This is a genomic window from Streptomyces sp. NRRL S-337 (genome assembly GCF_000720175.1).
Taxonomy (GTDB): domain Bacteria; phylum Actinomycetota; class Actinomycetes; order Streptomycetales; family Streptomycetaceae; genus Streptomyces; species Streptomyces siderophoricus.
In genome coordinates, this window is the sequence record NZ_JOIX01000017.1 from 108433 (window position 1) to 128883 (window position 20451).

Below are 20451 nucleotides of genomic sequence, written 5' to 3' on the forward strand. Positions count from 1 at the left end.
CCGGGAGAGCCGGAAGGCTGGTCTATGGAGGCGGCGCGCCGGGGAGCGGCGACCGCCAGGCCCTCGTGAAAGGCCGTAAACCCCCCGTACAGGGGGTGGAGATATAGGGGAAGGGATCAGATTGTGTAGAAGGGGGTCAGCAAGTACGTGTTGGGCTGCTCGCTCACCATGCAGGCGCAGCCCTCGATTGCCCCTGGCTTTCCAGTGCCTCGGCCCAGTTCCGGCAGTCCGTCATAGTGCCGTTGCCCTGAAGGTCCTCGCCCTGCCTCGCGTCTGCCTGAGCCGCTCCGGCAACGATTCCTGAGAGCACCAGGACGCTGGCGCCGACAACTGCGGCTGACTTGAGGGTCTTGCGCATTCTTCGTTCCCTTTTGCCTGAGGGCACGCACGCCGGAAGGCGCACGGCCGTTGGTTGGAGATGGGCGTGGGATGCCACGCGATTTCGGCCTACCGCCCCAGAGTGCAATGACACGGGGCCGGGAAGGATGACGTAGGTACTACGCCTCGGCCCCGGTACGGCCGTGGATTCCGATCGCATAAAGCACCACAGACGGTGGATGTCGGCAGGCTTGTGGTGCGGTGAAAGGGGCGGTCAGGTGGTGACGATGCTGGCGGAGAGGCCGGCATTCTCCCCTGATGCCGGGTGGGGCTCGATGCTGCTCGCTGTTCCTTCACCTGGGACACGGCGTTCCGCAGAGTGGTGTCGGAATCGGCCGTGAACTTGTCGAACAGCGCCACCATTTCGGGCCCTGCGCCTTGGGGCGATCCGGCGTTGAACGGCGGCTTCGGATCGTATCCCATCATGAGCTGTGCGAACTTCGCAGCCTTCTCGCCCAGCGTGTGTGCGAAGACCGTAAGCCCGAAATCGATGCCAGCGGTTACACCACCACCGGTAAACCTGTTCCGGTCGATGCACGCACGTTCCGTCGATACCTCGACGCCCAGTTGAGCCAGATGGTCCCGGCCTGCCCAGTGCGTGGCTGAGCGGTAGCCGTCGAGCAATCCGGCTGCCGCAAGGATGAGCGCGCCGTTGCAGACCGAGGCGATGTAAGGGGCCATCGCACCACGGTCTGCCAGGAAGGCGATGGTGGCCTGGTCGAGCATCGCCTTCCCCACGAACCCGCCAGGTACGAACAGGATGTCCAGCTGTTCAGGACAGTCGTCGAAGGTGGCGGTTGGACCGATGGCCAGTACGCAGTCCTCCGAGAGGACGGGGTCGAGTGTGTTCGACAGGAGGTGGATCGTCATGCCCACGGCCGAAAATGCGGTGTATGGACCAACAAAGTCAAGTGTGGTGTGTCCGTTGAAAAGGAGGATGCCGACTACCAGCGGCCGTGCATCGCCTTCCAGGTGGTCGGGCCAGTTTGCTGCGTGATCCGCCAGCTACCGGGACCTCCGAAATCCAGACGCTTGCAGTGTTCTAGCTGTGACGCTAATCGGAGGTCGGGATTCATGAGGAGTGCCATTCCTATCGCATTTCAACGGATAATTGCCAACAGCCTCTGGCTCGGAGGCGCCCCATCCAGCCTCAGCCGCGACGAGTTGGCGGCCGGGCAGGCGTCCGGGAAGGGTGGTGGCGAGCTCAGTTGAACGTACGTCGGTACGTCTGTGGGCTGACGCCGGTCGTGCGTTTGAAGCGGTCGCGGAAGGTGGTGGAGGAGCCGAAGCCGACCTGGCTGCCGATGCGTTCCACGGAGTGCTTCGTGGTTTCGAGTAGGTGCTGTGCCTGGCGGATGCGGGCCCGGTGGAGCCACTGGAGCGGGGTTGTACCAGTCTGTTCGCGGAACCGCCGGATCAGGGTCCGGGTGCTCGTCCCGGCCTGCTCAGCGATGTCGGCGAGGATGAGGTCGCGGGCCAGATTTTCCCGCAGCCACGTGAGCAACGCCTCCAGCTCGGAGCCCTGTGGTGTGGGTGCGTGGTCGCAGACGATGAACTGCGCCTGCCCGCCCTCCCGTTCGAGAGGCATCACCGACAGCCGGGCGGCGTCGGCGGCGACAGCCGAGCCGTAGTCACGGCGGATCATGTGCAGGCACAGGTCCATTCCCGCGGCCGCGCCGGCCGACGTGAGGAACTGGCCGTTGTCGACGTAGAGGACGTTCGGGTCGACGTCGAGGTCCGGGTGGGCGTCGGCCAGAAGCCCGGCCGCCTGCCAGTGGGTCGTGACGCGCAACCCGTCAAGGAGCCCGGTGGCGGCCAGCGGGAAAGTGCCTACGCAGATGGAGGCGATCCGCGTGCCGTCGGCAGCGGCCGACCGCAGCGCGTCGCGCACGGGGGAGGAGAGTGGGGCTGTGGGGTCGGTGACCCCCGGCACGATGATCGTGTCCGCGTCCTGCAGGCCCTCCAGACCCCAGGGGGCGCGCAGGGTGAAGGCTCCGGCGTCGATCTCGTCGCGCTCGGCGCACACCCGGATCTGGTAGCCGGGCCGCCCGTCAGGCAGACGGGTCCGGGAGAAGACCTCGATCGGGGCCGACAGATCGAATGGGATCACCTGATCCAGCGCGAGAACGGCAACAGTGTGCATGGCCGGAACCTCTCTCCTCACGGCTTGACGGCTCCGGACCGATATCCGGGCAGCTCCATGTCACCGCAGCTCTGAGCATTCCGGAAGGCCCTTGGCGCTATCCCGTTGAAAGCTGTCACTCGTGCCACTGGGCGATCACGGCGGCAACCGATTGACTCGGAACGTCGGAACGTCCGAGAGAAATCAACACCCGAGGAACACCATGCACATCCAGGTTGTCCTGTTCGATGGTTTCGACCCGCTCGATGCCATCGCCCCCTTTGAGGTCCTGCACGCCGGCGGCTCGGCGTCGGACGGAGCGGTGACCGTCGAGATGGTCTCCGCGGAAGGCCCGCGCGAGGTGATCAGCGGCGCCGGAGGGCTGACACTGCGCGCCACCAGTGCCGTCGACCTGAAGCGTGCGGACTTGCTCCTGGTTCCGGGCGCCGCCGGCCGGGTCGGCGAACCCGGCGAGGTTCCGGAAGAAGAGGTGGGCGCCGGCGAGTGGAAGCAGCAGGAGTTCATCCCGGTGCTGCTGGGCCGCACGCTGACCACCGAGCTGCCCGCACTCCTCAAGCAGGCAATGGACGACCCCGACATCACGGTCGCCACCGTCTGCGGCGGCTCGCTCGTCCTGGCCATGGCCGGTCTGCTGGAGGGACGCCACGCCACCACCCACCACATGGGCCTCGACATGCTGGACGCCACCGGCGCCCACCCGGTCCGCGCCCGCGTCGTGGACGACGGCGACCTGATCACCGGCGCTGGCGTCACCTCCGGGCTCGATCTGGGCCTGTACCTGCTGGAGCGCGAGGTGGGCCCGCGCGTCGCGCACGCCGTCGAAGAGCTCTTCTCCCACGAGCGGCGCGGCACCGTCTGGCGCGCCCAGGGCCCGACGCCCGCCACCCTCTGAACACTCGGTCCGCGCCCTTCGCGGGCCAGTCGCTCACCCTCCCCTTGCACAGTCAGGAAGAACATCAGCATGCCCCTCGAAGGCACCTGGAACCTGTCCATCTCCACCCCCATCGGCAAGATGAAGGCCGTGGTCGAGCTCCGTGAGCAGGACGGCGTCCTGACCGGCGTCGCCCACGGAGCCGGCGAGGAAGTACCGCTGAACGACGTCGCCCTCGACGGCGACCGGCTCACCTGGAAGCAGGCCGTCACCAAGCCCATGCGGCTGAACCTGGCGTTCGACGTGACGGTCGACGGCGACGCGCTCCAGGGCACCTCCAAGGCCGGCCGCCTTCCGTCCTCGAAGGTCACCGGCGAGCGCCGGACCGCCCCGGAGTACCAGGCATGACCAAGCTCCTCCTGTCGCTGCACGTCCTGGCCGCCATCGTCGCCGTCGGCCCGGTCACCGTCGCCGCGAGCATGTTCCCCGCGACGCTGCGCCGCGCCCTCGGCGACGGCGACGCCCAGACGACCCTGCGGACGCTGCACCGCATCTGCCGGGTCTACGCGGGCCTTGGCATCGCGGTTCCCCTCTTCGGCTTCGCCACGGCCAGCAGTCTCGGTGTCCTCGGCGACGCCTGGCTGATCATCTCGATCCTGCTGACCGCGGCGGCCGCCGGCGTATTGGCCCTGCTGATCCTGCCGGCACAGGACCGTGCTCTGGCCGAGACGACGAGTTCCGGGACGCCTTCGCCAGCGCCAACCCCGTCGACACCGAGTCGTATCGCCATGCTCACCGGCATCTTCAACCTGCTCTGGGCCACCGTCACCGTGCTGATGATCATCCGTCCCGGCTCCACCACGGGAGTGTGACCGTGTACCTGCAATCTCCGCGCCATCTGCGCATCGCGGCTCACGCCGAGCTGGTCTCGCTGATCGTGATGCTGGCCAACGTATTCACCGTCCACGTCAAGCCCATCTCGTCCTTGATGGGCCCCACCCACGGGTTCGCCTACCTGTTCGTCGTGATCGCGACCTGGCGCCCCAAACAGGCCCCGGCCGCTGCCAAGGTCCTGGCCGTCGTTCCGGGCATCGGCGGGCTGCTCGCGCTGCGACAGCTCGACCGCGTCGATACGGCCCGCGCCCAGACGGAAGAGGTCATCGCGTCATGAACCCTGTGTCGCCGGTGATCGTCGGCATCAGCTACTGCCTGCTGATGTCTGGTGGGGGGATTCTGATGTCTGGTGGGGGGATTCGGCCGCCCATCTGAGCCTGGGCGGCTTCGGGCCGTGGGAGCTTCCGTTCGTCGCGCGTACGGCCTTCGTCGCCTACCGAAGCCTGGAGCCCTGGACCTCGCTGGTCGAGAAGTTGGCGGCGGCCCTGCGCAGTCACTGAGGACATGGAGAGGAAGAGAACGTGTCCACCGAAGTGTCATCCGTCGCCGAGAGCGCGGCCGGGTCCGAACAGGACGAGTTCCAGCCCCTGCCGGGCTGGTTCTTCCTGTTCGTCGGTTACCTTGCTGCCCAGTACGACCTGCCCCAGGTGTGGCCGCCGTCGGGCTTCCTCAGCCTCGCGCTACCTGCGAACGGCGCGGCGGCGCACGAACCGCAGGAGCGAGGCGCGTGAGGCGGATGACCGAAGGGCTCGGGGCCAAGCCAGTTGACGGGGCGTCCTCCCCGGAGCGATTCGGGTGCGGTGCATGGTGCGCCGTGACCGCGCCCCCGCCCGGAACTGACCAGGAGACGCCGCAGGGGTGCGGCAGGCAGCCCTACGCGAGCACCACCTTGAGGCGTACCAGGCGCTGCTGCGGGAGCTGACCATCACCGCCACTGTGACTGAGCACTTCGGATGGCCCCTGAGCGCTTGAGCTGGCCCGGCCACCTGGTCAAGAGATTGATCTGGTCAAGCTCGCCGCGGCCGGGTGGCGCTGGCTGGTGGTGACCGGCTGGCGGCGCCGCCTGGGGCGTACCGGCGCCGGGTCGGGAACCTCCCCGCCGAAGCCATCGTGCATCTCGACTCCGCCTACGACGGCAAGCCCAGTCGTCAGGCGTTCGGTGCGCAGGCCTTACCGGCGAGATCGCCCGCAAGGGCGTGCCCACGCCCGTCCAAGTCGGCAAACGCTGGGTGGTCGAACGCACCCGGTCCTGGATGAACGACTACGGAAAGATCCAACGGTGCCGGGCGAGGCCGCGCATCATGATCGACGGCATTCCGACACGCGCCAAGATGGCGTCAGGCGGGCTGCGGGGCGGGCACCGTCGGAGCGGACGCGACCTTGCGGGTCTCGCGCATTATCAGCAGGCCGTTGACCACCATCAGTGTCGCGGTCAGACCGTGGACGCCGAGCGCGGTGGCCACGGAGCCGTGGTGGGCCAGGACGGTGGCCATGTCGCCGTACGCGGCGAGGGCCTCCACCAGCAACACCCAACCCAGCGCCCGGCGCTGACCCGTCACCAGCAGGATGCCCAGGACCAGGGCCAAGACGACGTCGCGGATTCCCTTGATGATCAGGAAGCCGTCGCCGTCGCCGGACGGCCAGCTCGGCAGGCCGAAGCTCGGCGCCGTCGTCGCCGGGCTCAGGATGAACTCCCCGCCGAACCAGAGGATGAAGAGGATGAAGGCGGCGGCCAGCACGGTGTTGATCTTCTTCAGCGACACTGTTCTTCTCCTTGTGAGTCTTCGTGAGCTTGGTGGAGCTTGCTGCGCTTGGTGGAGCTTGCTGAGTCGTGTGGCCTGGTCAGCCACGCGGACGCGGCTGATCGGGGGGCGTAGTTTGTCGGGATCGCAGTCGGCCCGCGGGGCCAGATGAGGGCTGCGACCAGCAGTTCGCCTACCGCCGGCAGGGCGCCAGGATCGCCTTACTCGGGGCGTCTCTGACTGCGCCGGCCTGCCGGTTCGTCTTCGCCGTGGTGGGTGCTCGGTGGCCCTGGCGACCCGGCAGGGTCCATGGATGCGTAACTGCCTGGGTGAGGGCAGTGCTTCTCTGCTGCCCTCACCCGGCTGCAGCTGCCGTGTCACACGTCGATCTGCTCGAAGATGTGCGGGTACGACACGATGTCGTCGGGGAACTCGGCCGCCATGCGCTGGAACTCCGGGCTGCCGAACGCGGTGGCGAGCGCCTCGGTCGACTCCCAGACCGCGACGTTCATCAGAAGCTGACTGTCCGCCGTTCCCTTGTGCATCTGCAGGGAGACGAATCCCGGCTGAGCCTTCATGAACTCGGCCTGCCTGTGAAAGAGGGCCAGGAACGATTCCGTCCTCTCCTTCGGGACGATGAAGGTGTTGGCCAGGACGATGGGCCCGGTCTTCTCCTTCAACTGCGCGAACATCGGCGTGTGCGGGTCGAGACTTTGGAGCTTGGCCATTTTCGGTACTTCCTCTCGCTATCGGGCAGTGGGTGTCGCTGGGGCCCGCGTCCTGGGGATGCCAGCGGAGTTCGAGGGTGTTGATGTCCGGGTTGCGGATGTGGATGTGGATGGAGGTGGATGGAGGTGGCGGTGCCGCACTTCGGGCGCACGGCCGAGCGTTTGCGGCTGCCGGCCGGGCGGGGGTGGTGGTGGGGTCAGACGAGGGCGGCGACCAGCAGGGCGAAGGCGGCGATGATGACGGCGACGCGGACGTAGTGGTAGCGGCCCCAGCGGTTCAGCTGCTGCTTCCAGTCGGCGGGCCGATTTTCGGGAGTCCACGTCTTGCCCCGGTTGTTGATCGGAACGAGCAGCAGGACCGACATGATCACGCTGAGGATCAGCAGCACGCCGGCGGTGACGACGAGGCCGGTGCCGTGGTGGTGCCACCCGGCGACAGCCCAGATGCCGACGAGGACGAGCGAGCCGAGGTACCAGACCGGCATCACGGCGCCGAGCATCCGGCCACCGTGGGCGTGGCCGAGTTGGCCGCTGTCCTCCGGGAGGGCGTTGAGGATCGGGTTGATGACGAAGGCGACGGAGAACTCCACTCCCACCATCACGCCGACGACCACGGTGGTGACGACCTCAAGCGCGTTGAACATGATGACCCTCCGGGATCTAGCGTCGCTAGCTGACGGGGCAACGCTAGCCCTACTGCCGCTCTCCTGTCTAGCGATGCTAGGATCGAATCATGTCGGTACAGGAGCGCAAGCAGCGCGAACGGGCGGAGCGCGAGCGCCTCATCGTGGCAACGGCCCGCGAACTCGCCGAGCAGCAGGGCTGGGACGCGGTCACCACCCGCCGGCTCGCCGAGCGCATCGAATACAGCCAGCCCGTCCTCTACAGCCACTTCCGCGGCAAGCGCGAGATCATCGGCGCTCGACGGCGGTCTCGCGTACGCACAGGAGGAAACTCCGGAACCCCTCAAGGACGCTTTCGCCGCGCTGCTGGAGTGCCTCGGCGAGGTAGCCGGGGACGGCGTCGAACCGGGGCTGTTCACCGAAGTGTTCTGGGCGTCCCTGCACGGGGTGGCGACCCTGACCCGGTCGGGACGGCTGCCGCCGGAGTACACCGAGCAGAGGCTCGAAATGCTGGTGGACCGGCTCGCCATGGCCTGACACACCGTCCCAGCGGGCAGGCAGCCAGGGCCTTCGGGCCCCGCCACTGCCTGCCCGCCTGCGGCATCGCTTCCGCATTCGCGCCCACACGCGCTCGGGCACGACACGCTCCGCTCCCTCGCCTTCAGCAGGCACGGAGACTACTTGGCTGTCGGCGATGCATCCGGGAACGTCACCGTATGGGCCAGCCACGCACGACAGCGCCTCGCAGTTTTCGCCGGTACACCCCGCCATATCAGCGGTCCCCCGGCACGGAGGTCTTCGTGTCCCACCGTCATGCCCGACTGACCGTGCATGGCAGGCGGCCGTGGGTTGAACGGGTACGTTCCCGGTCGTCCCGTCGCGGAGCGGAGGTGAGCCGGTCTTCGAGGGGTCGGTTTTTGCCCCAGCAGAGCGCATTTCGCTCCGCCATTGCATCGTCGATTCAGGCGCGCGTGCTCACCACGCGAGCTGGGGACTTTCGTGTGGACCATCGGGCGGACCAGCGGAAGATGTGGGCGAGGTGAAGCCCGGCCACGTAGAGGGTGGCGGTTTTCCCGTAGCGGCCGTGCGGCAGCCGCAGACGGCCATCCCACCTCGTACCGGACATGACGCGACCGGTGCCCCGACCCCCGTCCAGAGCAGGAGGGCCGGCCGGCCAGCCACGTCCCGCAGCCCTTACGAAGGCCTCACGGCCGTTGACCACGGCGTCGCGCGCCTCCCGATCGCGCTTGAGGGATATCGGCGCAAGACACCCACGTCGCGAGGTCCATCACGGTGATGCCCGGTGCCGGCGAACGGGCTCAGGCCACGGTGTCGACGGAGGAGCCGGACGCGAAGGCCAGGATGTGCGGGACTGCTTCGCGCAGGCTCTCGAAGTGGCGGTGAACGCCCTTCACGGGGGCGGCGGCGTTCACGCCCCACACCGTCATACCGGCACGCAGTCCGGACTGCACTCCGGACGGGGCATCCTCAATGACCAGGCAGTCTGCCGGCTCGGCACCCAGTCGCGCAGCGGCCCGCAGATACGGAACGGGAGAGGGCTTGCCCTCCTCAACAGCGGCAGCATCGACAATCAGAGCCGGCACCGGCAGGCCCGTCCGTAGAAAACGGCCGCGCACCCGATGCTCGTAGTTCGAAGTCACCAGCGCCCAGGACCCACGCGGCAGGCCCCGCAGCGCCTCTGCCGCACCGTCGAAGGCCGCGTAGCGGCCGGACCGGACGTCCTCGTCCTCCAACTCGTGCAGCCTGGCCAGGCACTCGTGCGGATCGTGGCACGCGGCGACCTGTGCGAAAGTTTCGGTGGGCCTGGTCCGCAGAGCCACCCTGTAGACCTCGTCCGGGTCCAGTCCGTAGTGTTCCGCCCACGCCCGCCATACCTGGCGCTGGTTGTCCAGGGCGTCGATCAACGTGCCGTCGACATCGAACAGGACGTACCTCGTCCGGCCGGGCTGCCCAGATTCGCTCATCACACATTGATCATGTCAGGCATCGGGCAACCGATTACAGGAAGGCCCTGAAAGTGCGTCCAACATGAGAAGGGACGGCACTTCAACACCGGTTCGGGAGGTACGAGTTCTTCGAACTCGGGGCGGAGGTTCCCCAGTTTCAAAAGCACCTGCCTTCCCAGCAGGGCCGACTGGGGCGTTCGCGGCTGAGGTACGGTCGGCCCATGAGACACCTCACGGGATCCGCCCCGAGGGCCCAATGAGCGGCTGGTGGCCCTACCTGGAGGAGCAAACCCGCCAAGAGGTCGACGCCAACGTGCTGCGCGACCGCCGGATTGCAGCGGCGAAAGCCGTGTTGGAGGCCCTGCGTCCGCTGGGGTTGGGCCTGCGCGAGGCGGAGCAGGTGATCCACGCTCGCTACGAGGCCCTCGGCGACCGTGTGCGGCGCAGGCCGCCTGACCCGCTCGACGTCTCCTCACTCGCAGCCCGTGCTACGGCCCACCCGGGCCAAGTTGCCGCGGTAGAGGCGCTATGGGACGGCGACACCGTCCATGACTGGTTCGTGCGCCTTGTCGCGGTCCTGGACGACCCGGCCGGGGAAGGTCACCTGGCGACCGTCCTCCACCGTCCTGGCGAGCCCCCACCGGCCACCGCTGCTGCCGAAGCGGGACGGGCTTTGGCCAACTACCTCGGGGTGCCCTTTCACTTTGCCTCCCCGGACGTCCCCGATGACGAGGCCCCGCGCTGGCGACATTCCAGCGTCTGTCCGGAGACGCGTGACCGGGTCCATCAGGGCAACGCGGCTGTGCCCGACATCAAGGTGGGCCGCGGGTATCTCCCCCTCTCGTGAACAGTGCCCCCAACCCGAGCCGGCTGCCTCGCGAGACGGTCGGCGTTGAGGTCGCGGGCGATGCCGGCGGCGGGGGTGTGGAATCCGGGCAGGTCGTCCTGCCGGACGGCGTCGAGCCAGTCCGCGGGTCCCCTACCCCGTGGCGCAGGGCATCCCGGGCGAGAACCGTGCACGTCGTGATCTGCCTCCGCCCGAGCAGCGAAGGCGGTGGCGTTTGTCTCCACCGCCCCGCGGTGGGTACCGGGCCGACGCGCACCTTCACCGCTTCCATGGTGCGCAGGCGGAGTCGACGGGCGGGCTGATGACGGACGAGGAGGCGCGGGAGGTACTGGCCGGGCCGGACGTCACGGTGTCGTGCCCGGTGTACCGGCCTGACAGGGTCTTGCACTGCAGAGGCTGACCCCACTTCAGGCCGGCTGATCGCGGTCGACTGCCAAGGTGGGAGGTGAGCGCGAGAGGCTGCGACATAGGTCCGCCTGCTTCTCGGGTGGAAGTTCGCAACCCCGAGCTACCAGGAGGCCCGGCCGTTTCCCCCCCCCGACCACCGAGCGGCCACACGAACAGGGACTGCGTTCGACTGGCCGGGCCCGCCGAGCGGTAAGCGGAAGGCTTCTTGGCGAACCCGAGTCCTGAGTAGCGTGAAGGCGGCGGTCGGATGGGGCGGTCAGTAGGCGGACAGGTACTCGTACGCGTCGTTGCCGTTCCACCAACCGCTGATCTTCCAGTCGCTCCAGGCGCCGGGGATGCACCTCCTGACCTTGACTCGGGTGCCCGCGGTGCTCGGCGAGTCGCCGATCCTGCCGGTTCCGTAGGCGCAGAGGGGGCGCAGCGCCAGAACGCGCATGCCGATGCTGCTTTGGGTTCGCCCGTTGTAGACGCGACGGCACTCGGTGTAGGCGAGCCGGGCGGTCGTCGTCTTGATCTCGTTGTTCCAGCACTGCTGGCTGGTGACCCCGGCCGGGAGGGCGTGGGCCGTGAAGCTTTCCGGGGCTGCATGCGTGGGTGTTTTGTCCGTTGCAGCATGAGCGGACGGGGCGAGTGCGAGGCCCGCTCCCAGTGCCATCGTCGCCGCTGCGACCGCGACGCTCCTCAGTGTCTTCATGGTCCGGTCCTCCCGGTGTCGGTGAGCGTGGGCGCGCAGTGGACCGCGCCGCCCGGCTTGTGCCACCGATGCTGCACGGGAGTTGACGGCCCGGGCCACAGCTGTCGGCATCGTGACGTATTGATGGGACGTCCCAGGCCCTGACCTGCCAGAACGCGGTCCGCAGTGAAGGGACACCGGGACGCGCGGGCGGTCGCTGTGGGTGAGCTGCCAGGCCAGCAGGTGCGGGTGGGAGGACATGGCGTCCAGATTGGGCTCAGTCTCCAGGAGGCGGCGAGACGGGCGCTGCCTGCGAGCCGGCGGCTCCGCCCGGCGCGCGGGCCCGGGGTGCCCGCCCCGGCGCGGAGCGACTGCCGGCGCTCGCGGAGGGCATGCGCCGGCGAGCCCGTCACCTGTCCGGCCGCCGTGCCGACGGTGCCGGGCAGAAGGAGAGCCTGTGCGGGGCGACGTCGCCGAGCGCAGGCAGCTTGTCGTCGGCCGGTGCCACGGTTGGGGGCTTGTCGCTGGGGCCGGCTGCGACCGCCGCCGCCCAGAACCGAGGCACCTCGATAGGGAGCTCAACGAGGTATCGGAGTTACCAGCCGGGGCGGCTGGGGACGCAGAACATCCACCTCAGAGAGCCCGCGACGCTGCTGCGCAAGGCGGCGGAGCGGTCCTCGACCAGGGACAGCAGGTCTCCGGCTCGACGGGCCACCGCATCAGAAGAGGGCGCTAACGCCGAGCACATCGCCCGATGCGCAGATACCTTCGGAGAGATGACCACTCACTTACGGCGCCTCACCATCCCGGGCCAGGAACCTGCAGCGCTCGCCCATTTCTGGGGCGGGGTGCTGCTCCGCCCAGTGATACACGGCAGTGACGGCCTTCACCTGAAGATGGTCGAAGGGAATGAGCCGCAGGCCCTGTACTTCACACAGGCAGCGGGCCAGTCGGCTCCGAACGGCGGACCGTTCCTCAGCATCGGGGCGCTGTGCGGCACACTCACCGACGAGGTCGAACGACTCATCTCCCTTGGGGCTGTGCTTCTCAACGACTCCCCCAGCGGTCCACGGTCCGTGATGATGGCCGACCCAGAGGGCCATCAGTTCATGGTCGAGTTGAGCGACGAGGAACTCATCGACGACGAACTCGGCTTGCGGTAAGGCAGTTTGCTCCAGCACTTGGGGCACAAGGTGTCTGCCGCGGCGGTCACCTCGTGGTCGTGGGGCGGCCGGGGTCGAAGTCGAAGCCGTGGCGGTAGGCGACGATGCTCTTGAGGCCGACCGCGGTGGCCGTGCGGGTGGCCAGGGTTTCCCGGAACCGGTCGGGGAGTTCGGCGGCGGTGACGCCGGCGCGTACCACGTCCTCCAGCACGCTCTCCAGGCGCACCACCTCGTCGACGGGGCGTCCGGAGGCGGCCGCCATGCCCTGGGGGTCGAGGATGTCCTCACCCTTGTAGCCGGTCTCCAGCAGGTAGTGGCCGATGCCGGAGGCGGCGAGCAGTCTGCGGTTGGCCTCGTCGGTGGCCCCACCTGTCTCCACATCCTGCGACGTCGTGGCACCTCCTGAGTTGCCGAGGAAAACCGTTGGGCTGCCCGACTCGCTCCAGGCATGATCGACTGGTGAACACCTACCTGGAGACCGAGCGCCTGGCCTTGCGCCGTTTCACCGCCAATGAGGCGGACCTGCTGATCGAGCTGGACAGCGACCCGGCGGTGATGCGCTACCTGACCGGTGGCATCCCGACGCCGCCGGAGGTCGTCCGCGATGAATACCTGCCGCGGATCCTCGCCGGCTACGAGAAGTGGGGCGGCAACCTCGGTCTGTTTGCCGCGCAGGAGAAGGACGGCGGCGCGTTCATCGGCTGGTTCATCCTGCGTCCCGCGCCGGAGGGGCCGCTGGACGAAGTCGAACTCGGCTACCGGCTACGGCAGGCGGCTTGGGGCAAGGGCTATGCCACCGAGGGCTCGCGGGCCTTGCTGAGCAAGGCGTTCAAGGAGCTCGGTGTGCGCATGGTCTGGGCTGAGACGATGTCTGTGAACCACGGTTCCCGCAACATCATGGAGAAGCTCGAAATGGCCCTCGTGGACACCCTCCCCACTCCCTCCGACATGGAAATGGTCGAGGACTCCGAGCTTGGCGGCGTACGGTACGAGCTCACCAAGGAGCAATGGGAGCGGCACCAGGGACTGTCCGGCGACTCATGAACGGATCCCTAGGCGTACCGCAGCGACGGTGACGGTGCCGTGGAAGAGGCCGGCCCGCTCAAGTGCCGGCCTCCCCTCGCGACGCCTCCTCCGCGGCCCGCATCCGCGCCTCGGCCGCCGGACCCGAACGGGCATGCACAGCAGCCACCAGGGTCTCCACGAGCGCCATCGGCGCGACGAGGCTGTCGAACGGGCTGGGCGCCTCCACCCGTGCCGGGAGCACCACGTCGGCGAACTCGGCCACGGGCGAGAGCCACGCATCGGTGAACAGCACGACCTTGGCCCCACGTTCATGCGCCAACCGGGCCAGCCGCACAGTGTCGTCCTGTTGTCCTGGTAGCGGCGGAAGTCGAAAACCACACCGACGTCTCGGAATCCGGGCCGCACCACCAGGGTGTCGTGGCGGCACGATGCGGCGAGGCCGAGCAGCGCGGGCCCGATCCTGGTCCGCGGTACCGGTCCTGGACGCCCACTCGCTGACGGCCCTCGCCGATTCCAGCGCAGCACGGCGCGAGCAGCCAGGCCGCCCCCTGTGTGGGCAGTTCGGCCCGGCCGTCCCTGGCCCCTATGACCGCCCGCAGCAGCTGCTCGGTGCTGGCCTCAGGGCGCGGAATGAGGCTGATCAGACCGCAGTTGACGGCCCGTAGGAGATGCTGCTTGCGCACCATGTCCCCGACGAGCACCACGCGCATCCGCGGGTTGGCCGCGTCATGGACCGCCTGCTCGATGGAGTCCAGGGTCTCCGCGGTGATCTCCCCCGCGAGCACCAGCAGAACGTCGGCCTCGGCACTCCGTTCCGCGGCAAGCAGGCTGACGGTGGGGTACGGCCGCAAGAGGGTGGCGGCCCCGGCGCCGCTGAGGGGGTCGGCAGCCAGGATGGTGAAAGAAACGCTCTCCAACACTTCTCCTGTTGGCGCCTGGGTCTACTACGGGCCGTAGGGACGCCACTGGACGGGAAGACGGTTCCACCCTCCACCGCAGGGAGCGGCGAACGACCTTGAGAGGACACTAAGGACCGCGTCCGTGGGCACACATGACGGCGCTCACCGAAAGGTTTGCGCCACACTGACCGAAGGGCTTGTTGCATTCGCCTTCGCCCGTCCTCCCCAGTCCGGAGCGCGGCCGTTGCCGGCGTTTGCCACCCGAACGCGCTCCCTGCCAACCGGAGGTTGCAGAAGGGGAGTTGGGTAACGATGTCCGCCTGAGCATCCACACGTCTGCCAGTGGCTGCGCGGTGTCTGTCCAGCTGTTCGGTGCGGCCCTCGCCGTGGAGGCCAGCTCAGCAGTCACGGAATCCGGCATCGCGAAACACCGAACCTCCGAACCTCCGAACCTCCGAACCTCCGGCCAAGGAATCCGCCCCGCATGGCCGGAGCCGGCACCCATGCCATGGCGCGAAGAGCGGGATCGTAGCTCACGCGCACCGCCCGGCGGCCGGATTTGAGCATCGTCGCTCAATCCGCTTCATTGCCAAGTGCAACGGTTAGCGTGGCACCGCCCACCCTCGCCCGGACGGCGGCGCCCGTCGGCAACCCGTCGCGCGCCATCCAGGAGGCACGATGAAATCTCACGCGCGAAACCCCCGACCCACCTCGAAGCGCGGCCGCCTCATAGCCGCCGCACTCGCCCTCACCGCAGTTATCGCTGCCGTGTCCGTGTGGCTGGGGCAGCGGAACAGCTCTGCCGACGAGTCCGTCTCGGCCGATCTGCCGGCCGCGAGATCGGCCCCGGCCGGCCCTGGTGGGGGCAACACCGGCACGGTCTCCGCGTTGGACAAGACCTTCCTCACCAAGGTCCGGCAGGCCGGCCTGTGGGAGATGCCGGCAGGCCGGCTCGCCCAGACACACGCATCGAGCGAAGCCATCAAGCGCGCCGGTATGCATCTGCTGGAGGGGCACAGCAAGCTCGACGAGCTGGCCCGTGAGGACTCCGAGGCGCTGAACGTGCCCATCCCCGACCAGGCCACCCCCCGAACAACAGGGCTGGGTGGACCAGCTGAAGAACGCCCGGGGCCAGGCGTTCGACCAGCTCTTCGTGGACCTGCTGCGTGCTTCCCACGGCAAGATCTTCATCACCATCGGCGAGGTGCGCGCCACAACCAAGAACTCGCTGATCCGGCGACTGGCCACGCAAACCAACAACACCGTCCAGGACCATATGGACGTTCTGGAGGACACCGGACTCGTCAAGGACGCCACCCTCGACGACGTCGCCTCGACCATTCCCAAATGACTGTCCCGCACAACGCTCCACGACACCGCCCCGCCGCCCCGCCGCCCCGCCGCCCGACGGTGTTGTTCCACCCCTGGTCGCTCACCCCCTGACGCTCTATCTGGCCATGGCCCCTCCCGCCTCTTCCCCTCCCGTCTTCCCCGAACTCTGGGCTGCGGCTGTCACCGTCCGGCCTGCCGCTCTTTCTGCTGCCGGCGGTCGTCGCGTGACGGCGCGCGGCGGACCGCACCGACCCGGTGCCGGGACGTCTTCCCCGTCTCCGTCACCGGCCGGTCGTACCGCAGGTCGTCGAAGAGCCGGGCCGACCTCCTGGCGTCCCACTTCAGGACGTTGCCCTTGGGCGTGGGGACACCGATACCGGACACGGGCACGTTGATCTGCTTGCCGTGTCCGCCCGTGACGTTCTGCACGGCGCGGAACATCCTGCTGAGATCGGGCAGGCTCATATCCTTGTCGACGATGAGCGTGTCGAGCCCGGCCTGCACGGCCGGACCGATCTTCAGCGGGTCGAAGAGGGTGTCGGGCCGGGCGGCCTGGTGGGCGAGGGTCGACAGGAACTTCTGCTGGTTCCTCGACCGGCCCAGGTCGCCCTCCTTCTCCTGGTGCCGTTCGCGGACGAAGGCTAGCGCCTGCTTGCCGTTCAGGGTCTGACAGCCTTTGCGCAGATCGGCGCCTGACTTCTCGTCCTTGATGTCCCGGTCCAGGCACATCCGAACGCCACCGATGGCGTCGACGATGTTCACGAACCCGGCGAAGCCGATCTCCGCATAGTGGTCGATGCGCAGCCCGGTGTTCTTCTCGACGGTGTGCACAAGCAGTTCGGGGCCGCCGTAAGAGAAGGCGGCGTTCAGCTTGTCCCCCTCGGGCCGCTTGGTCTTGCCCGTCGACGTGTCGAGGCGGCCGGGCACGGTGATCCAGGAGTCGCGCGGCAGGCTGACCATGCTGGTTCCGTGGGCCCCGGTGTGCAGCAACATCATCGAGTCGGTGCGCCGCCCGCCGCCCCCGCCGGCGTGCAGGTCTTTCACGTCGCCCTCGGAGAGCCCGTCGCGGCTGTCGGAGCCCACGATCAGGTAGTTGGTGCCCTCGCCGGGCGGCGGACGGTCCCCGTACGCGCCGAGGTCGACATCACGTTGGAGTCGGGTCTCGGCCCAGCCGTACGTGCCGCCCGCCGCGACAACCACAACGGCCAGCAGGACGAGCGCCGCCCGACGCAGCCTCCTGCGCTTCTTCGGCTGCCGGGCGTGGGCGCGCCGGGGCCCGTAGCGCGAGCTGGGGCGTTCGGCGAACCGCTCACGCGCGGCGGTGTCTTCCGGGGTCGCGTACGGGACCTGGCCGGCGTACGGCCCCGGATCGGCGGACAGGTCCGGATCGGCGTACATCTCCGGATCGGCGTACGGTCCCCGCCCGCCCCCCGGCTCCGGGCGCCACAGCTCGCCCGTCACACGCACCGGCCCCCGACGCACGGGACGACTCCCGGCGTCACCGTACCGGCCCTGCTCCCCTGTGGGTGTGGTGCGTCCGGCCCGCTGGTCAAGCGGGTCTGTCATGGTCAACTCCCTTGGTCATGTCCGAGGTCCGACTCGCGCGGCCGCTCACCGGTTCCCCTCGTCCCCTCGTCCCCTCGTCCCCTCGTCCCCTCGTCCCCTCCGCCCCCTCCGTCCCCTCACTGCGACGACAGGGTCCGCCGCGGGGGCAGCTCCTCAAGAGGATCTCCGGACGTCCCTGCGGACGGTGCTTCCAGCAGATACGGGTCGGCGGTTCCGGTGCGCTTCATGCTGTGCCACTTCAGGCGGGTGCCGAGCAGCGCCGTGGTCACGGAGTGGATGACCACCAGGTACATCAACTGCCGGTAGACGAACTGCTGAAGCGGCAGCACCCACAGCACGCGCAGCCGTTCGCGGTCGAGGCGCAGCGCGTACGCGGCGGTGACCAACTGGACGGAGAGGAACCCGAACCAGACGAGGGCGGCCTCCAAGGGGTCGCGGAACAGCGCCCCGAAGAGGGCGAACAGGTCCACGGCCGGTGCGCACAGCGGCAGCACGATCTGGAACAGCGTGACGTAGAGCAGCACGCGACGGCCGAAGCGTCCGGCGGGGCCGACCTCCACCGCCGCGTGACGGTGCTTCCACATCGACTGGAGGGTGCCGTAGCACCAGCGGTAGCGCTGGCGCCACAACTGCCGGACCGAGCTGGGCACTTCGGTCCAAGCCACCGCCGACTCCTCGTAGACCACGCGCCAGCCGGCCCGCCAGAGCGCCATCGTGAGGTCGGTGTCCTCGGCCAGGGTCTCGTCGCTGACGCCGCCGACACCCATCAGCGCGTCCCTGCGGAAGGCGCCGATCGCCCCCGGCACCGTCGGCATGCACTCCAGGACCTCGAACATCCGCCGGTCGAGATTGAAGCCGAGGACGTACTCCAGGTGCTGCCATTTGCCCAGCAGGCGGCGCCGGTTGCCGACCTTGGTGTTGCCGCTGACCGCACCGACCGCCGGGTGGGCGAGCGGCTGGATCAGCCGGGCCAGCGCCGCCGGTTCGAAGATGGTGTCCGCATCGACCATGACGACGATGTCGTGCCGGGCGTGCGCCAGGCCGGTGTTGAGGGCGCTGGGCTTGCCGCCGTTGGGCTGCCGGATCACCGTCACCCGTGGGTCGTCGATGTCCTCCGCGATGTCGGCGGTCGCATCGGTCGAACCGTCGTCGATGACGATGATCTGCAAGTGCGGGTGGGTGGACGCGAGCAGCGAGTACACGGTGGAGGCGATGCCGGCCTCCTCGTTGTACGCGGGCACCAGGACCGTCACCGGGTCCCGCACTTCGCGCAGCCGTGGTGCGCCGGGCCGGTACCGGTGCAGCCTGCGCACGTGGAGCCGGGCGAACACCGCGAACAGGAGCATCCGCAGGACGCCGAGGACGCCCGTGAGGGTCAGCGTCCACACCATCACGGTGAGGAAGGCGTGCCCGAGCCGCTGCGACCAGATCAGGCCCTCACCCTTGATCTTCTGGGCGACCGGGACCTCGTCGAGGAAGGAAAGACGTTCCAGCCCGCCGCTGACGGTGGTGAACCGTTTCACGCTGCGGTCCCGCAGAAGATCCTCGGCCTCGTGGTAGCCCAGGTCGGTCTGGCTGTGCTGCGTCACCACCCCCCGCCACGGCTTGCGGTCCTTGTGGTCCGAGGCGACCACCAGATACCCCTGGGCCGCCGCGCGCTTCGCAGCCGGCCACTCTGCGCCGCAGAGCGTGTCCGCTGCCGTGGTGTGCGGCAGCCGCAGCAGGGTGGTGTTGATGCCGGCCGCACCCGCGAGGGCGCTCTGGGTGAGCGACAGCTCAAGCCGCGCGCGCAGCGGTGAAGCGACACCGAGGTCGCCGCCGCTGTAGGTGTAGGAGCCGATCTCGTGCCCCTCGCGCAGGAGCCGCCGCATCAGCTCCGGGTGCTGGGCCGCGTCCTTCCCGTAGACGAAGAAGGTCGCCCGCGCGTGGTGACTGTGCAGCAGGTCGAGCAGGCGCGGCGTCCACACCGGGTCGAACCCGCCGTCGAAGGTGAGCGCGACGGTCCCCGGCGGCATGGCCGCGGTGGCGACCCCCTTCGGGCCGAACCGCAGCAGCGGCTTCCCGTCGTCCGCCTCGCGCGGGATCGGCCTGGTGCACGGCGGCTTGGTGCGGGCGGCGTCGACCTGGTGGGTCGTCCAGCCCTCGAAGAGGAGGGTGACGGCGACCACCAGGAGGACCAACAGGAGGACCAGCCAGTGTCCGCGCGGCGGGCGCCGAACAGCGGAGTGCCGGCTCACTGCTTCGGACCTCCGGCCGACGGGGCGGATCTGCCGGCCGACGGGTGGAGGTGGTCATCACGGTCCGCGTGGGCCTTGGCCGGCGGCCGGTGTGCCTCGGCTCGGGCCGGTGCGCCGTGGCCGACTTGCGTCGTGCCGGTGCCCGGGCCGGAAGGCACCGGTCCGTTCATACTCGGCGGGTGCGTGCCGACGGGCTGCCGGAGTCCGCTGATCAGCGTGCCGACGAACAGCAGATACCCGACGCAGGCGCATCCCACGGCCAGCGCCACGCCTTGCAGCGTCCGCCTCCGCCAGCCCGACTGGCTGATGAATACGGGAAGTTGGGGGGCGGCCGCCTGGGGGCGCCGTGCCGCCGGGCTCACGCGAGGCGCCGTTGCCGACACCGCGCCCCGGTGCGGCATGCGCTGTGTCATGTCCCGCCCTGTGTGCTGCGCTGTGTACGGCTCCCTGCGGGCAGGGGGTACGGACGACGATCGCCCGTCGTGCGGTGTGCTGGCTATGTGGGGGATGCCCTGCACTGGTGCTCCTGATCTGCGGCCGCGCACGCGCGACTCTTTGTGTGTGGGGGATACGGACCCGGGGGTCCGCTGTACTGCCCGTGAGACGTCGGAGCCGCATCCCGGTGCCCGGCGCGTACGGACACTTCCCGTACGTGCGCATGCCATGCGTCCTCCCCGGGTGGGGCCAGGAAGACCACGTACGCATGTGCCCTCACAAGGGCCGGGAGGCCAGGGTGCAGCCCTCAGCCATCACGCAGCCCCCGACCCTACTCGCGCACCCGGGTGGCACGGCAACAGGCCGTCCTGGCCTTCACCTCACGATGAACGGCACCTACCACGTCGACATCACGATCACACTCGACGTCGCAACGCGCTCCATCCGTACCTGACGCCTGATCTCCACCGCGTCTCCCGCCCCCACGCTGAACAGGGAACTTCGAGACCGCGGCGGCCT

At 68.8% G+C, this 20451-nt stretch carries 20 protein-coding genes and 2 pseudogenes; 10 read left to right on the top strand and 12 right to left on the bottom strand.

The genetic code is table 11. The features are described 5' to 3' along the window. Window positions 1-447: 447 nt before the first annotated feature. Both IG62_RS44680 and IG62_RS0115150 read right to left on the bottom strand, forming a co-directional pair. Window positions 448-1383 (bottom strand): DJ-1/PfpI family protein, encoded by a 936-nt coding sequence (locus tag IG62_RS44680; protein WP_199812475.1) that lies wholly within the window; start codon window positions 1381-1383, stop codon window positions 448-450. A 199-nt stretch (window positions 1384-1582) separates the two neighbouring features. Beyond that, window positions 1583-2521: a GlxA family transcriptional regulator gene (locus IG62_RS0115150; protein WP_030802171.1), complete on the bottom strand. Its 939-nt coding sequence runs from the start codon at window positions 2519-2521 to the stop codon at window positions 1583-1585. Window positions 2522-2723: 202 nt separating this feature from the next. On the opposite strand from IG62_RS0115150, the gene IG62_RS0115155 reads away from it, so the two are divergent. From IG62_RS0115155 to IG62_RS47215, 5 genes are all read left to right on the top strand, one after another. Then, window positions 2724-3413 (top strand): DJ-1/PfpI family protein, encoded by a 690-nt coding sequence (locus tag IG62_RS0115155; protein WP_030802173.1) that lies wholly within the window; start codon window positions 2724-2726, stop codon window positions 3411-3413. Window positions 3414-3482: 69 nt separating this feature from the next. Further along, window positions 3483-3800, top strand: a complete 318-nt coding sequence (locus IG62_RS0115160) for a hypothetical protein (RefSeq protein ID WP_030802175.1) — start codon at window positions 3483-3485, stop codon at window positions 3798-3800. After that, complete coding sequence (locus IG62_RS0115165; RefSeq protein ID WP_030802177.1) at window positions 3797-4264, top strand: DUF2269 family protein; 468 nt, start codon at window positions 3797-3799, stop codon at window positions 4262-4264. Before IG62_RS0115160 ends, IG62_RS0115165 begins: the two co-directional genes overlap by 4 nt. 2 nt (window positions 4265-4266) lie before the next feature. Beyond that, the gene (locus IG62_RS0115170) at window positions 4267-4563 is read left to right on the top strand and encodes a DUF3817 domain-containing protein (RefSeq protein WP_324604629.1); all 297 of its coding nucleotides are present in this window, start codon (window positions 4267-4269) and stop codon (window positions 4561-4563) included. 244 nt (window positions 4564-4807) lie between these two features. Continuing rightward, window positions 4808-5017: a hypothetical protein gene (locus IG62_RS47215; RefSeq protein WP_030802181.1), complete on the top strand. Its 210-nt coding sequence runs from the start codon at window positions 4808-4810 to the stop codon at window positions 5015-5017. Between the two features lie 606 nt (window positions 5018-5623). Here the strand turns inward: IG62_RS47215 and IG62_RS0115185 are convergent. From IG62_RS0115185 to IG62_RS0115195, 3 genes are all read right to left on the bottom strand, one after another. Then, window positions 5624-6049 (bottom strand): DUF4267 domain-containing protein, encoded by a 426-nt coding sequence (locus IG62_RS0115185; RefSeq protein ID WP_030802183.1) that lies wholly within the window; start codon window positions 6047-6049, stop codon window positions 5624-5626. Window positions 6050-6405: 356 nt separating this feature from the next. Beyond that, complete coding sequence (locus tag IG62_RS0115190) at window positions 6406-6756, bottom strand: antibiotic biosynthesis monooxygenase family protein (protein WP_030802185.1); 351 nt, start codon at window positions 6754-6756, stop codon at window positions 6406-6408. 197 nt (window positions 6757-6953) lie between these two features. Continuing rightward, a complete protein-coding gene (locus IG62_RS0115195; protein WP_030802188.1) occupies window positions 6954-7400 on the bottom strand; it encodes a DUF1772 domain-containing protein in 447 nt (148 codons plus the stop codon). Between the two features lie 89 nt (window positions 7401-7489). Here IG62_RS0115195 and IG62_RS41890 point away from each other — a divergent pair. After that, a pseudogene (locus tag IG62_RS41890) lies at window positions 7490-7916 on the top strand (TetR/AcrR family transcriptional regulator). A gap of 782 nt (window positions 7917-8698) precedes the next feature. Here IG62_RS41890 and IG62_RS0115205 read toward each other — a convergent pair. Next, window positions 8699-9364 (bottom strand): HAD family hydrolase, encoded by a 666-nt coding sequence (locus tag IG62_RS0115205; protein ID WP_030802190.1) that lies wholly within the window; start codon window positions 9362-9364, stop codon window positions 8699-8701. Between the two features lie 238 nt (window positions 9365-9602). On the opposite strand from IG62_RS0115205, the gene IG62_RS0115210 reads away from it, so the two are divergent. Then, window positions 9603-10193, top strand: coding sequence for a hypothetical protein (locus tag IG62_RS0115210; RefSeq protein ID WP_234326522.1), 591 nt, complete (start codon window positions 9603-9605; stop codon window positions 10191-10193). A gap of 664 nt (window positions 10194-10857) precedes the next feature. Here IG62_RS0115210 and IG62_RS47220 read toward each other — a convergent pair. Beyond that, a complete protein-coding gene (locus IG62_RS47220) occupies window positions 10858-11295 on the bottom strand; it encodes a hypothetical protein (RefSeq protein ID WP_030802193.1) in 438 nt (145 codons plus the stop codon). Between the two features lie 755 nt (window positions 11296-12050). Between IG62_RS47220 and IG62_RS47225 the strand changes: the two genes are divergently transcribed. Next, complete coding sequence (locus tag IG62_RS47225; RefSeq protein WP_158795045.1) at window positions 12051-12437, top strand: VOC family protein; 387 nt, start codon at window positions 12051-12053, stop codon at window positions 12435-12437. A gap of 46 nt (window positions 12438-12483) precedes the next feature. On the opposite strand, the gene IG62_RS0115230 is transcribed toward IG62_RS47225, so the two are convergent. Continuing rightward, window positions 12484-12816: a hypothetical protein gene (locus IG62_RS0115230; protein ID WP_030802197.1), complete on the bottom strand. Its 333-nt coding sequence runs from the start codon at window positions 12814-12816 to the stop codon at window positions 12484-12486. An 80-nt stretch (window positions 12817-12896) separates the two neighbouring features. Here IG62_RS0115230 and IG62_RS0115235 point away from each other — a divergent pair, with 80 nt between their 5' ends. Next, a complete protein-coding gene (locus IG62_RS0115235) occupies window positions 12897-13481 on the top strand; it encodes a GNAT family N-acetyltransferase (protein ID WP_037838370.1) in 585 nt (194 codons plus the stop codon). Between the two features lie 58 nt (window positions 13482-13539). Here the strand turns inward: IG62_RS0115235 and IG62_RS0115240 are convergent, their stop codons facing one another. Both IG62_RS0115240 and IG62_RS48680 read right to left on the bottom strand, forming a co-directional pair. Further along, the gene (locus tag IG62_RS0115240) at window positions 13540-13782 is read right to left on the bottom strand and encodes a MurR/RpiR family transcriptional regulator (RefSeq protein ID WP_234326524.1); all 243 of its coding nucleotides are present in this window, start codon (window positions 13780-13782) and stop codon (window positions 13540-13542) included. Beyond that, window positions 13772-14380, bottom strand: coding sequence for a hypothetical protein (locus tag IG62_RS48680; RefSeq protein WP_234326526.1), 609 nt, complete (start codon window positions 14378-14380; stop codon window positions 13772-13774). Before IG62_RS48680 ends, IG62_RS0115240 begins: the two co-directional genes overlap by 11 nt. Window positions 14381-15298: 918 nt before the next feature. Here IG62_RS48680 and IG62_RS48685 point away from each other — a divergent pair. Then, window positions 15299-15713, top strand: a pseudogene (locus tag IG62_RS48685) (DUF4142 domain-containing protein). A gap of 161 nt (window positions 15714-15874) precedes the next feature. Here IG62_RS48685 and IG62_RS0115255 read toward each other — a convergent pair. Both IG62_RS0115255 and IG62_RS0115260 read right to left on the bottom strand, forming a co-directional pair. Further along, the gene (locus IG62_RS0115255; protein WP_234326528.1) at window positions 15875-17260 is read right to left on the bottom strand and encodes an LCP family protein; all 1386 of its coding nucleotides are present in this window, start codon (window positions 17258-17260) and stop codon (window positions 15875-15877) included. A gap of 116 nt (window positions 17261-17376) precedes the next feature. After that, window positions 17377-19497, bottom strand: a complete 2121-nt coding sequence (locus IG62_RS0115260; RefSeq protein WP_030802206.1) for a bifunctional polysaccharide deacetylase/glycosyltransferase family 2 protein — start codon at window positions 19495-19497, stop codon at window positions 17377-17379. Between the last annotated feature and the right edge of the window lie 954 nt (window positions 19498-20451).